Origin of the sequence: Dyadobacter sp. CY327, assembly GCF_021390415.1 — a bacterium.
Lineage (GTDB): Bacteria > Bacteroidota > Bacteroidia > Cytophagales > Spirosomataceae > Dyadobacter > Dyadobacter chenhuakuii.
This window is the reverse complement of record NZ_JAJUXJ010000007.1, coordinates 879,315-891,650: the sequence shown is the minus strand read 5'-3', so window position 1 is coordinate 891,650 and position 12,336 is coordinate 879,315. Positions and strand designations below refer to the sequence as shown.

At 45.3% G+C, this 12,336-nt stretch carries 13 protein-coding genes; 9 read left to right on the top strand and 4 right to left on the bottom strand.

All coding sequences use genetic code 11. From position 1 onward, the window contains the following. Positions 1-20: 20 nt before the first annotated feature. Both LZG74_RS20150 and LZG74_RS20145 read right to left on the bottom strand, forming a co-directional pair. The gene (locus tag LZG74_RS20150) at positions 21-1,421 is read right to left on the bottom strand and encodes an ATP-binding protein (RefSeq protein WP_233798303.1); all 1,401 of its coding nucleotides are present in this window, start codon (positions 1,419-1,421) and stop codon (positions 21-23) included. A 98-nt stretch (positions 1,422-1,519) separates the two neighbouring features. Then, entirely contained in the window at positions 1,520-1,882 is a 363-nt protein-coding gene (locus LZG74_RS20145; RefSeq protein ID WP_233798302.1) for a hypothetical protein, read from the bottom strand. A gap of 104 nt (positions 1,883-1,986) precedes the next feature. On the opposite strand from LZG74_RS20145, the gene LZG74_RS20140 reads away from it, so the two are divergent. The 3 genes from LZG74_RS20140 (at position 1,987) to LZG74_RS20130 (ending at position 6,859) form a co-directional block, all read left to right on the top strand. Further along, positions 1,987-2,739 carry a DUF72 domain-containing protein gene (locus tag LZG74_RS20140; protein ID WP_233798301.1) on the top strand — a complete coding sequence of 251 codons (753 nt, stop codon included), beginning with the start codon at positions 1,987-1,989 and terminating at the stop codon, positions 2,737-2,739. 23 nt (positions 2,740-2,762) lie between these two features. Further along, positions 2,763-5,507, top strand: a complete 2,745-nt coding sequence (gene ligD, locus LZG74_RS20135; protein ID WP_233798300.1) for a DNA ligase D — start codon at positions 2,763-2,765, stop codon at positions 5,505-5,507. A 170-nt stretch (positions 5,508-5,677) separates the two neighbouring features. Next, positions 5,678-6,859 carry a PAS domain-containing protein gene (locus tag LZG74_RS20130; protein WP_233798299.1) on the top strand — a complete coding sequence of 394 codons (1,182 nt, stop codon included), beginning with the start codon at positions 5,678-5,680 and terminating at the stop codon, positions 6,857-6,859. Here LZG74_RS20130 and LZG74_RS20125 read toward each other — a convergent pair. Beyond that, positions 6,856-7,452: a hypothetical protein gene (locus LZG74_RS20125; RefSeq protein WP_233798298.1), complete on the bottom strand. Its 597-nt coding sequence runs from the start codon at positions 7,450-7,452 to the stop codon at positions 6,856-6,858. The genes LZG74_RS20130 and LZG74_RS20125 overlap by 4 nt on opposite strands. A gap of 5 nt (positions 7,453-7,457) precedes the next feature. Next, on the bottom strand, positions 7,458-8,225 hold the full coding sequence (locus LZG74_RS20120) for a metallophosphoesterase (protein ID WP_233798297.1): 768 nt from the start codon (positions 8,223-8,225) through the stop codon (positions 7,458-7,460). Positions 8,226-8,428: 203 nt separating this feature from the next. On the opposite strand from LZG74_RS20120, the gene LZG74_RS20115 reads away from it, so the two are divergent. From LZG74_RS20115 to LZG74_RS20090, 6 genes are all read left to right on the top strand, one after another. After that, complete coding sequence (locus LZG74_RS20115; protein ID WP_233798296.1) at positions 8,429-8,893, top strand: hypothetical protein; 465 nt, start codon at positions 8,429-8,431, stop codon at positions 8,891-8,893. 113 nt (positions 8,894-9,006) lie between these two features. After that, positions 9,007-9,582 (top strand): hypothetical protein, encoded by a 576-nt coding sequence (locus LZG74_RS20110; RefSeq protein ID WP_233798295.1) that lies wholly within the window; start codon positions 9,007-9,009, stop codon positions 9,580-9,582. A 250-nt stretch (positions 9,583-9,832) separates the two neighbouring features. Next, complete coding sequence (locus tag LZG74_RS20105; RefSeq protein ID WP_233798294.1) at positions 9,833-10,303, top strand: LuxR C-terminal-related transcriptional regulator; 471 nt, start codon at positions 9,833-9,835, stop codon at positions 10,301-10,303. Positions 10,304-10,422: 119 nt separating this feature from the next. After that, positions 10,423-10,959, top strand: coding sequence for a DUF4199 domain-containing protein (locus tag LZG74_RS20100; RefSeq protein WP_233798293.1), 537 nt, complete (start codon positions 10,423-10,425; stop codon positions 10,957-10,959). 32 nt (positions 10,960-10,991) lie between these two features. Next, the gene (locus LZG74_RS20095) at positions 10,992-11,378 is read left to right on the top strand and encodes a VOC family protein (protein WP_233798292.1); all 387 of its coding nucleotides are present in this window, start codon (positions 10,992-10,994) and stop codon (positions 11,376-11,378) included. A gap of 327 nt (positions 11,379-11,705) precedes the next feature. Next, positions 11,706-12,302: a short chain dehydrogenase gene (locus LZG74_RS20090; RefSeq protein ID WP_026632143.1), complete on the top strand. Its 597-nt coding sequence runs from the start codon at positions 11,706-11,708 to the stop codon at positions 12,300-12,302. The last annotated feature ends 34 nt before the right edge of the window (positions 12,303-12,336 follow it).

The window sequence follows — 12,336 nt, the reverse complement described above, 5'->3', positions numbered from 1 at the left end:
AGGGTAAAAAGAAATCTAAATTAATTATTGATAGGAAAACAAACTAAAAATTCCGTCTTACCCGGCGCACTGTGCAATGTTACCGAGCCGTGGTGCTGCTTTATAATGCGGATGACCACGTCCAGCCCCAATCCCGTCCCTTTTCCAACTGATTTTGTTGTAAAAAACGGATCGAAGATTTTGTTCTTAATCTCAGCCGGAACGCCGGGACCATTGTCACAAATGGAGACTTTTACAAACTCCTTATCGCGGTGTGTAATGATCCGCAGTTCGGGATTAGGCTGGTTTTCCAGCGCATCTATTGCATTGTCAATCAGGTTTGTCCAGACCTGATTGAGCTCGCCTACCATCACCTTAACATGCGGCAGGCTGAGATCAAACTCTTCTGTAACTTTAATATTAGCTTTTTTCAACTTATAATTCAGCATCGTGAGCGTATTTTTGATGCCGACGTGAATGTCAATCACTTCTTTTTCCCCGCCCCTGTCCATGTGCGTGAATGTCTTCACCGATCCCACGAGATCAGCGATCCTTTTGGAGGCTTCCTGAATGTCGGCCACCATCCGCTCGGTGGTCAGGTTGTTGTTGATCCAAAGCAGGATCGGGGAAAAATCATCTTTGTTGATTTTGCTTTTGAGCTCTTCCAGATCATCCTCGGTGATGCCAAATTCTACAATATTTTCGGCAATGTCGTCGCATTCCCCAATACTGTTCATGTCAAGCCAATCCAGGATCTGGTCCTCACGCTCGGAACGCTGCATCATGCTCATCACCGGCCTGTCCTTCGTCGCCATGATTTGAAGCATTTTCTCATTGATGAGCTCAATTTCTTCGGGAGAAAGGTGGATAGAGATCAGCTTTTTAAATGCTCCCGGCTGCAACAAAAGGTGTTTTTTCAAAGAAACAGAACCTCTTACAATCGCCGCAGCGGGATTATTAAGCTCATGGGCGAGGCCAGCTGACAATTTCCCAAGCGCCATCATTTTCTCATTCTGCTGCTCCAACTCCGTGAATTCGCGCACGCGTGACGTCATGACGATCACCAGCGCCTGGGTAAGCTCATAATGCGAAATGATCAATTCGCGCATCAGCTCAACCGGGAATGTCATGATCTGCGTCAATTCTGTACATTGCCCATAAGCCACGCCTACTTTTCCTCTCGAAAACGGAAGGGACCCGGTTATAGTGCCGGGAAGCAGCTCTGCAATGAATAGTTTTGCATTGTTTTGAATGCGGTATAACTCAATCCGGCCGGAAAAAATTACATGGGTGCCGGTCAGCGGTTCGCCTGGCGATGTCATAAATTCGCCTTCCGGCAATTCGTAATGCTTGCTTCTGTCGATCATCCATTGCAGCTGATCGTCAGGCACATCCTGAAAAACCTTGATGGCTTTCAGATCTCCAACGGTGATATCCTTCATAAAATAACGGCTTGGCGTAACTCAATGTCCCAATTTCGAAATAATTGAGGATTTGACGGACATTTTTTTACGCAAACCTGCCGAATTCGGCTGTGAAGCTATGCTGCCCCTCCTGAAACAACGCGGTTATAAAGTTTGTATTCAGGAAACCCGCTTATATGCTCAGCAAGACTGATCTCAACCCAATCGCGGTTTGCCTGATGCACAAAAACACCATTGCAAGCGGGGAATAACGCTTTCAGAATCTCCATTGACGCTTCTTCCATATTTACTTCCTCATGGCCCAACTCACCGGAATGGTAATAACCCCTGCACAGTCCCATGGAAGTTTCAAATTCTATTTTAACCAAACTCCCTGAAAGCTCCTCTTGCAAACTTTCGACAATGATCTCTTCACGAAGGTCTTCCGCAGTTCCCAATGTTTCCTCCTGTTCGCCCAGAATATCAATAACGCTCATCATAAATTGATTTGGTAAGCAACCAACAACGAAAAAACCATTCCTGCCAGCGCTCAGGGTCAAGTCGGTATGATTATTTTATTCAATCGTTCCCACATCATCACGTTATGAAAGCAACGGATCGCATACATATTGGGACTTCCGGGTGGAGCTATAAGCATTGGAAAGGGATCTTTTATCCAAATGAAATGAAGCCGACCGATTACATTTCTTTTTATGCAAACCACTTTTCCGTTTCCGAGCTGAATGGTAGCTTTTACAAACTGCCTACCCAGGAAACAGTCCTGAAATGGATCACAATGGTGCCTGATGATTTTGTGTTTTGTCCTAAAATGAGCCGTTATCTGAGTCATATGAAGAAGCTCCATGACCCGGAAGAACCCTTGCAGCGCTTTTTCAATATTTTTGAACCCGTCAAACAACACCTGGGCCCTGTGCTCATCCAGCTGCCTGATAATGTAAAGTTTAACGACGTGGTTGTCAGGCCATTTTATGAATTACTTCAAAGCGGTTACAGCGATTACCGCTTTGCTATGGAAGTAAGGGACGAATCGTGGTTCTCCGATGAGAGCCTCAAACTGATGAAAAAACATAAGGTAACCCTCGTTTTCGCGCAATCGGAGAAGTTTCCTTATTATGAAGAAATCACTGCCAAAGACATATTTATCCGCTTTCACGGCCCGGAATCGCTATATAGCTCTTCTTATTCCGATGAGACCTTGCAAGAATATGCACTGAAATTCAGCGAGTGGGTTAAGCAGGGCCACGAGGTTTGGGCCTTTTTTAACAACGACGTCGGCGGTCATGCACTCCGAAACGGTGCGAAACTAAAAGAGCTTGTCGCCGAGCTGACAGACTAACGTTCCATTAAACCATTAAAATCATGAGCCTGACCAAATACAACGAGAAACGTTCATTTGAGAAAACACCTGAACCAAAAGGCGGTAAAGCTGATTCGGAAGAACTCATTTTTGTCATCCAGAAACATCATGCGTCCAGGCTCCATTATGATTTCAGGCTGGAAATGGATGGTGTGCTGAAAAGCTGGGCGGTCCCCAAAGGCCCTTCGCTGGACCCCGCAACGAAGCGGCTGGCGATGATGGTGGAGGATCATCCTTATGATTATAAAGATTTTGAAGGCATAATCCCGAAAGGCAACTACGGCGCAGGAACTGTAATGGTTTGGGATGAAGGCACTTATGAGCCATTGGAAGAGGCAAAGACAAAGAAAGAGAAAGAAAAAATACTACTCAAAGAACTTGCCTCCGGCTCCGTGAAGATCAGAATGAAAGGCAAGAAACTGAAAGGTGAATTTGCATTGGTCAAAACAAAAGGCATGTCAGAGAACTCCTGGCTGCTCATTAAGCACAGGGATAAATTTGCCTCAGACGCGGACATTACGAAAAAAGACAAATCGGTTATCTCAAACAAAACACTGGAAGGAATAAAAGCGACCACAGACAACGTTTACGGAGAATCGAAAGCGGACAAAAAGAAGGCTGACAAAGCCGAAAAAAAGAAAGATAAGGAAGACGAAGCCGCTCCGATAGACGAATATATAGCAAATGAAAAGGATGATAAATCTGACGAAAAAAGTGCCGCAGCGCTTCTGAAGAAAGGTAAAAAAGCGGCATTCCCTGAAGACATTGTGCCCATGCTCGCTACGCTAGTGGATGGGCCTTTCGATGATCCCGGTTGGGAATACGAGGTCAAATGGGATGGTTACCGTGCCATTGCCTACATGAATAAAGGCGTTACAGAGCTGAAATCACGCAATAAAAAATCTTTCAATGACAAGTTCTATCCTATCCATGAAGGCCTTTGCGATTGGAAAATCAATGCTGTGCTGGATGGTGAGGTTGTTGTGATCAATGAAAAAGGCCATTCGGATTTTGGCGCTCTGCAAAACTGGCGGAGCGAGGCGGACGGAGAATTGATTTACTATGTGTTCGATATTCTTTGGTATGAAGGCAAAAGCCTGATGCATTTGCCTCTGACCGAGCGGAAAGCCATTCTGCAAAGCATTGTTACAGAGGACAGTCCGGTCCGGATTGGTTACAGCATTGCTTCGGAGGGAACTGGTTTTTTTGAGGCAGCACGGGAAATGGGCCTGGAAGGCATTATCGCTAAACGATCCGACAGCCCTTATCTTGCCGGGCTGCGGACGAATGACTGGCTTAAAATCAAGGTTAACAAACGGCAGGAAGTGATCATTGCGGGCTATACCCGTAATGCAGGCACGTCGAAGCATTTCAGTGCGCTGCTTCTTGCTGCGTATGACCAGGGCGTTCTGCAGTATGTGGGAAAGGTGGGGACTGGTTTTAAGGATAAGCAGCAAAAGGAAATGCTGGAACTCTTCAAACCGCTGGAAACAGAGAACAGCCCATTCAAGGAAACGCCGGATTATAACAAACCTTCCCGTTTCCGGCCCAATCCGCCGAAGGCAAATGCAACCTGGCTTAAACCGGAGCTTGTTTGTGAAGTAAGTTTTACAGAAGTGACTTCGGACGGCGTATTCAGGCATCCGTCATTTGAGGGAATGCGGGAAGATAAAAAGGCGAAAGACGTGGTCCGTGAGATCGAGCAGCCTACCGAGCAAGTGGTTGACGAGGAGAAGAAACCGGAAGCTAAGTCTGCCAAAAAGTCGGAGAAAAAAGATGAAATTATTCCAAAGCCTGCAAAATCGAAACGTAAAACGCTGCTTAATCCAACCGACGAGACGCAGGTTAGGAAAATCAATGGTAATGAGGTGAAGTTTTCAAACCTGAGCAAGATTTTCTGGCATCAGGAAAAAATCACCAAGCGGGATCTCATCAACTACTACTATCAGATAGCCCCTTTCATATTGCCCTACCTGGAAAAAAGACCGTTGTCTTTGAACCGCTATCCGAACGGGATCGACGGCAAAAGTTTTTATCAAAAGGATGTTACAGGTAAAGTGCCGGCCTGGGTAGAAACATTTCCTTACACCTCCAATGACGAAGAACAGGAAAAGAATTTCATGATATGCAATGATGAAGCTGCATTGCTCTATATGGCTAATTTGGGTTGCATTGATATGAACCCCTGGAACAGCCGCACCAACAAACCCGACAACCCCGACTGGTGCCTGCTCGACCTCGATCCCGACACAACCAACACATTCGAACAAGTGATAGAAACGGCACTCGTTATCAAGCAGTTGCTGGACTCGCTGGATATCAAAAGTTATTGCAAAACCTCCGGCTCCACAGGCCTGCACATTTATATTCCGCTGGGCGCAAAATATTCGTACGATCAATGCCAGCTCTTTGCGCAATGGGTCGCCAGCCAGGTGCAACAGGAATTGCCAAGTTTCACCAGCATCGAGCGGATGACTAAAAACCGGAAGGGGAAATTATACATCGATTATCTCCAGAACAGGCCCAAGGCAACACTTGCCGCTCCCTATTCCGTGCGGCCCAAGCCAGGCGCAACGGTGTCGATGCCGCTGCATTGGGAAGAGGTAAAAATTGGTTTGCAACTGCGCCATTTTACGATTCTGAATGCCATGGACCGGTTGGAAAATGAAGGAGATCTGTTTAAACCCGTGCTCGGCGAAGGCATTGACCTGGAAGCGGCGATAGGAAAAATTGAGGCGGAAAAATAAAAATTGACACGGGTATTTTTTGCCCGTGTTAACGATCACACCTCCCGAACCGGAGATATCTGTTAAAAATCAGTTCACCGAAAGCATGATTTATTGATTTTTTGAATATATATTGTGATTATACTCTGCTTTTACCTCCACGATGTGCCCGAATAACAAAATTCAGAAATATGGATTTGAGCTTGGTTAATGGAAAGGTCCTTGACAAGACCTGGAATGCTACGAAACCTGCTGCACGTGTTGGAAATTGGGAGGACCGGTTCGAGTCCCTGGTGCAGACCGTCGATGGAATTGTTTGGGAAGCCGATGTAGCAACATTGGAATTCTCCTTTGTAAGCGACCAGGCAGTCCGCATTCTTGGCTACGCACCGGAAGTTTGGATAAACACGAAAAATTTCTGGCAGGACCGCATTCATCCCGACGACCGTGAGCAGGCGATCGGCTATTGCCACCGCCAGCTCCGGGAGGGGAAAAATCATATTTTTGATTACCGGATGATTTCCGCAACCGGCGACATTGTGTGGCTGAAAGACATTGTCTCAGTCATCAAAACCAATGGTGTGCCTACCCTTTTGCGCGGTGTAATGGTGGACGTTACGGAAAACAAGCGCTTTGAAATCCTTGAACAATTAGAAAAAAAGATCCTCGATTTAAATTCCGATAGAGAAATTTCGCTTCAAAAAGTGCTTTCTGAGTATCTCTTGGGCATTGAGCAGATTTATCCGCGGATGAAGTGCTCCATAACGGGCATTGTGGATGGTAAACTGGACAACTGGTCATCCCCAAGTTTGCCGGTCGCTTATATTCAAGCATTGAACGGGCTTGATATCGGGAATAATCACGGGTCATGCGGGACTGCGGCTTACCTGAAAGAAAAGGTGATTTCCAGTGATATCGCGAATGACGCGCGCTGGGAAAATTACAGGCAGCTAGCCCTTCCCCATCAACTGCTTTCGTGCTGGTCGCACCCTATTCTGGATTCTGAGGGCAATGTTGCCGCAACTTTTGCCATTTATTACGACCACATTAAAACACCGGATGAAGATGAGCTGAATGTGATAGACCGGGCCGTTGCGATTTTAAAAATGATCCTTGAAAACAGGAAGAATTCCGAAATAATCACGTCAAGCAAGTCGCGGCTCAGGAATTATGTGGAAGAAATCGCCTTCCTGCAATCGCACGTGGTGCGCGCTCCGCTGGCTCGGCTCATGGGCATTGTGGACCTCATCAAAAACTATGAGCATACCGACATTGAAAAACAGGAACTTCTGGACCATCTGCTGATGTCGGCCAAGGAACTGGATGATGTGATCCGCGACATTGCCCGAAAAGCAGATGAGAAAAGTGTTTAAAAACCAAATCTCACGCCAAGTGCCAGGTTCACAATGTCCGACGGACGCAGGTAACCCGTGTTCTGGACATAACTGATCAGTAACAAGTCGTAGGTCCCCAGCTCATAATACACTTCCACTGACCGCTGGCGATTCTTGATCGACACATCCTTTCCTATTTTTCCGCCGATATATGCGCCCGGCCGGAATGATGTTGCCCACCAGTAATAACCAACGGGATAATGTTCCGGAAGTTTCGTATTAAACTGTGTCCCGAAGGTGTAGCTCAGATAAAAACCAAGTGAAAACGGTTTGATATAATAGTCGCTTTTCAGTGGAATACTCCATGGCGAGTAAGTGGTTTTGAGCGTAGTGCTTACCAGACCGTCGCCCCCAAACTTCTGGGGCAGAAAACCAAACAGCAAGTCGGTTTCCAATGTTTTGTTCCTGGAAATATAACCTGGGCCGCCGGATAAAAAACCAATGTTCCCGGCGAATTGCAATTTGATATGGTCCGGCATAAACCACTTCCGTTTCGCATCCACATCATCACGGATTTGTGCAGAGCTTGTTAGTGGCGTAAGGAAGATAAGTAGTAAAATTATTTTTTTCATGGCATTCAGTATTCAATTCTTTCTGCCTTATAACCACCTTTCCAGGTTGTCAAAAGCCAATATCCACGTTCTCCCATGGCGGTTGTGAGGTAATAATGCACACCGTCGTTGTAAAACGTTCCGTCCTTGAAAGTGTGCTGGTGACCGTAGAGTGTAAACTTTACATTCTTGTCATTCGCAAGCAGGCCGGAGTAATCATCCGCCAATGCCGGGTCAAAATCTCCGTCGAAAGGTGGGATATGCGCCACGACGATCGCATTCTTATTGTCCGGATTATCGGCCAGTTGGGATTGCAGCCAGTTAATGTCGGGAACCGAGCCGTTGAAAATGTATTCCCTTGAATTTGTGTTAATAAAAATAAACTTGTTGTGCCCGTACTCGAACGAGTAATTCATAGGGCCGTAGATTTTCTTGTAGGCCGCGGGACCATTGGCAACAAGATCGTGATTACCGATAACGGTCAGGTAAGGGCAATTAAGCTTGACCAAAATTTTATTCACCCATTTGAATTCCTGCGAAAGCCCGAAGTCCGAAATGTCACCGGCATGCACGACAAAGGCAACGTCCTTTTGACTGTTGGCACTTTTCACAAAATCATCTGTCTCATCATACCAGCGTTGTGTGTCACCCATTAGGATAAACCGCAGCGTGTCCTTTACAGGAATGGCCTGGATGCGGTCAATGTTTTTTTGATTTAAATTGGTCTCGTTTTCCTTAAAAATGACCTGATTGGGATTGTACTGAAATACGCCTTCGCAAGCTGTTAAAGTCATTCCCCAAATGAGCAGCAGAGCTTTTGGAAAATTTTTCAAAGTATGGCTAGTAATAATAGAGTTGAAAAAACAGGCCGTTAAGCCTGTTAGGTAACCGAGAACAACCGCTTATAATTCCACAAAAAGCCGCTATTCCAATCCTGTCAGGCATTTATTTGCGGCACGATTATTGCAATTCTGTTTTGACCTTACAATATACCAATATGAAAATCAAGACCATCCAGACACTAGCGCTGCTAGGACTCCTCTCTGTTGCCATGCCCCTGACCGCACAAGTTGTGTCACGGGATTCCCTCAATACATTAAAAGAACAAAAAGAGAGTATTGAGCTGAATAAAAAATTGAATGAGCGCAAAACCGAGCTCGCAAAACTTGAAAATGAACTGGACGGCGCCACCCGGGATGTTGAAAAAACAGCGGAACAAGCGCAGCGATCGGCCGATGATAATCAGAAAAATGCCGAGCGACTGGGCGGTGACCCACAGGACAAGAAGCTGGCACGCCGTGCAGGAAACAGTGCAAGCGGCGCCAGAAAAGATGCTAAGCGCGCCAGAAAAGCGTCGGATCATCTGGATGATCTAAGAAAAGACATTGAATCATTGAAGAGAAAGATAGCTGATGACGAAGCTAAATTAGCCAACATGCCTGGCGGATCTTCTTCAAGGTAATCACATGATCCTCTTCTTTTTAGCGGGTGCATCCAATATTTTGGATGCACCCTTTTTTGTTAAGTCTGCGGCATGCTTTTTTAATAAGACGCGTATATCAACAAACAATAATCATGGCTACTACAACAGCAAAATCTGATACTAAAAAGGCGGCAACAAAAACCGCAACAAAGGCAGCTCCAAAAGCTGCCGCCAAATCAGAACCGAAAAAATCGACGACTTCGGCTGCCAAGTCCACAGCAGATAATGCGACAACGAAAACGGCTGCTAAGAGCGATTCAAAAAAGTCGGCAACTTCGGCCTCTAAAAGTTCCGCAGACAAAGGTGAAACAAAGGCCGCATCCAAGACGGGCTCAAAAACAGCGTCTAAAACGGCTTCCAAGAGCAGCGCGAAGAAGGACAGCGACTCAGATTCCAAGTCCAACACCACAACCGATCATGAAGAGATTCGTGCCTGGGTGGAACAGCGGGGCGGAAAACCAGCAATGGTGAAAGGTACGAATAAGAAAAAATCAGAAGCAGGCATACTGAGAATTGACTTCCCTGGCTACACCGGAAAAGACACGCTTGAAGAAATTGGCTGGGACGAATTCTTTGAAAAGTTCGACGAGGGAGATCTGCAGTTCCTATATCAGAGCGAAACTGCCGATGGAAAAGAGAGCAGATTCAATAAGTTTATTTCAAAGTAAGGTTATATTACTTTGAAAGAGGGAATTATATTACAATTGTCCGCTATACGAAGCAATGAGGCTATGAATATTCATGGCCTCTTTTTTTGTTCTTACTATTAATACTATTTGTAATTAGCATACATTATATTAATATTAAAAGTAATTTACATTAGCTATAATCGGCTGTAAAAAGATGGTTATCTGAATGCCATTAATTCGGTGGAAACATTATTTTTGATGCGACAACTTTGCCAACCGTTATTTTTGAATGACTTCGGAATTTCTTCAAAAGCACAAACCAACCATTCTTTACGGGATATCGCTGGCTATGCTGCTGTTCCTTTTGAAGTGGCTTGAACTGCGGTTTATCATCATCAATCATATCTTCGAAATCTATGCAGGCGCCATCGCCTTGCTTTTCACAGGCCTGGGCATCTGGATCGCGATGAAACTGACTAAGCCCAAAGTTGAGACGGTTGTGATAGAGAAGGAGGTTTTTATTGAAAGCAAAAGTTTTCAGTTCAATGAGCAGCAACAGGCATTACTGGGACTGAGCAAAAGAGAGCTCGAAGTGCTTAATCTCATCGCTGAAGGACTGAGTAATCAGGAAATTGCCGGGCAGCTTTTTGTTTCCCTTAACACTGTTAAAACGCATTCCTCTAAATTATTCGAAAAAATGGAAGTCAAGAGCCGCACCCAGGCTGTAGAAAAAGCCAAACGCCTGAATCTCATCCCCTAGGAGCCAATCATACTTTGGTATGAAAAAGTCCCTTCAAAGGTAAAATCACCCAAAAGTATGAGTTAATTTAGCGATCGACTTGCCATTTTTGCTGCCTAACCAAACCAAACAATCGCGTTATGAGAAAAATAATCGTTGTCTGCGGCATCATTGCCGGGATCATTGTGTCGGTGTTCATGGTGTCGTCCATCGCCGTCTGTTATTCCAGCAATAATTTTGAGGGGAACATGCTGCTGGGCTATGCGGCCATGCTCCTCTCCTTTTCATTAATTTTCGTAGGTGTCCGGAATTTCAGGGATAAATACAATGGCGGTTTTGTTTCATTCGGCAAGGCATTTCAGATAGGTCTTTATATTTCTTTAATTGCCTCGACCATTTACGTGATTGTCTGGCTGGTAGATTACTATTTGTTCGTTCCGGAATTTATGGAACGTTACGCCACGCACGTTATGCGGGAATTACAGCAGGAAGGAGCAAGCGCGCAGGAGTTGCAAGCCGAATCTGTCAAAATGGATGGATACCGCGAAATGTATAAAAATCCTTTGATGGTCATTTTATTTACCTACTTTGAAATATTGCCCGTAGGCCTTATCGTATCCTTGATTTGTGCACTGATACTGAAAAGAAAACCCACGCAATCGCTTCCCACTGCCTAATTTCAAATTCTAAACCTTAAAAATTCACGCAAATGAAAATCATTGTAACCAGCGTAATGGTCAACGACCAGGAAAAAGCAAAACAATTTTATACCGAAAAACTGGGGTTTGTTGTAAAAAATGAGATTCCCATTGGAGAGCATAAATGGCTGACCGTTGTATCACCGGAAGACGATCACCAGGTGGAACTGCTGCTGGAACCGATTGCTTTCGGGCCTGCGAAGGTGTATCAGAAAGAATTGTTTGATGCGCATATCCCAGCCACCATGTTTGGTGTCGATGATATCAGAGAAAGTTACGAAAAGCTGGTGAAACTGGGGGTAATGTTCACCGGAGAGCCCAAAACGATGGGTAATGTTACGATTGCAGTGTTCGATGACACTTGCGGAAACCTGATCCAGATTGCTGAGCAACATTAGATCAATTGCTTCCGGCGTTGCGACTGATTGGGATAGCCTGTATGTTTTTGTATCCCAAAATAAAATATAGTGTGCGTATAGGTTAAAGCATAGTGTGTGTATCAGAACTTTATTAAGCCGTCACAAATAAACGTTAATAGCGTTTTGTTCTCAAAGCCGTTGATTGACTGGTGAGGTTGAGTTAGTAATCGGTAAATTGAGGGTCAAATGTCCAGCACTGGTGTTTGGAACAGATAGTAAAACTTCGGCAGCAACGCCTTTACAGAAGAAGTTAGGAAACTCACTTAACGTTTAAACTTTCCTCTTTTTTGTAAAACAATCATTACTATGAAAATTATTATTATCGGGGCTACCGGTACTATTGGTAAGCACGTCGTAAAAGCATTGGAAAACGGCAATGAGATTATTCAGGTCGGTTCAAAAAGCGGCGATTTCCAGGTGGACATCGCGGATGCAGCTTCTATCAAAGCCCTGTTCGAAAAAGTAGGCCCGTTCGACGCGGTGGTAAGCACTGCCGGATACGGCCATTTCGGCCCGCTCGCCGACATGACTGAAAACGAGTTCCGCGCCGGAGTCGACAGCAAGCTAATGGGTCAGGTGAACCTCGTGCTGATCGGCCAGAAGTACATTAATCCAAACGGCTCTTTCACATTAACATCGGGAACCATGGGAGACGACCCGATTATTCTGGGCGCTGCTGTGAGTGCAATAAATGGTGCAATTGACGCTTTTGTGAGGGCCGCTGCTATCGAGCTCAAAAATGGTGTTCGGATCAATGCAGTCGGACCGGATGTGGTGGAAGAATCGCCTGGATATTTCCCATTTTTCCCTGGCCACGTGCCTGTTTCAATGCATCGCGTGGCGCAAGCTTATGTCAAAAGCGTGGCAGGCGGTCAAACCGGGCAAAATTATAAGGTTTTGTAAAACAACTTGGTCAAAGAAATGGCCGTAGGTTATG

Bases quoted from the DNA above. Each gene is read 5' to 3' on its own strand.
- LZG74_RS20140 (WP_233798301.1), top strand. From the start codon at position 1,987: ATGAAAGCAACGGATCGCATACATATTGGGACTTCCGGGTGGAGCTAT.
- LZG74_RS20110 (WP_233798295.1), top strand. From the start codon at position 9,007: ATGGCTACTACAACAGCAAAATCTGATACTAAAAAGGCGGCAACAAAA.
- LZG74_RS20145 (WP_233798302.1), bottom strand. From the start codon at position 1,882: ATGATGAGCGTTATTGATATTCTGGGCGAACAGGAGGAAACATTGGGA.
- LZG74_RS20090 (WP_026632143.1), top strand. From the start codon at position 11,706: ATGAAAATTATTATTATCGGGGCTACCGGTACTATTGGTAAGCACGTC.
- LZG74_RS20095 (WP_233798292.1), top strand. From the start codon at position 10,992: ATGAAAATCATTGTAACCAGCGTAATGGTCAACGACCAGGAAAAAGCA.
- LZG74_RS20105 (WP_233798294.1), top strand. From the start codon at position 9,833: ATGACTTCGGAATTTCTTCAAAAGCACAAACCAACCATTCTTTACGGG.
- LZG74_RS20150 (WP_233798303.1), bottom strand. From the start codon at position 1,421: ATGAAGGATATCACCGTTGGAGATCTGAAAGCCATCAAGGTTTTTCAG.
- LZG74_RS20100 (WP_233798293.1), top strand. From the start codon at position 10,423: ATGAGAAAAATAATCGTTGTCTGCGGCATCATTGCCGGGATCATTGTG.
- LZG74_RS20120 (WP_233798297.1), bottom strand. From the start codon at position 8,225: ATGACTTTAACAGCTTGCGAAGGCGTATTTCAGTACAATCCCAATCAG.
- ligD (WP_233798300.1), top strand. From the start codon at position 2,763: ATGAGCCTGACCAAATACAACGAGAAACGTTCATTTGAGAAAACACCT.
- LZG74_RS20115 (WP_233798296.1), top strand. From the start codon at position 8,429: ATGAAAATCAAGACCATCCAGACACTAGCGCTGCTAGGACTCCTCTCT.
- LZG74_RS20125 (WP_233798298.1), bottom strand. From the start codon at position 7,452: ATGAAAAAAATAATTTTACTACTTATCTTCCTTACGCCACTAACAAGC.
- LZG74_RS20130 (WP_233798299.1), top strand. From the start codon at position 5,678: ATGGATTTGAGCTTGGTTAATGGAAAGGTCCTTGACAAGACCTGGAAT.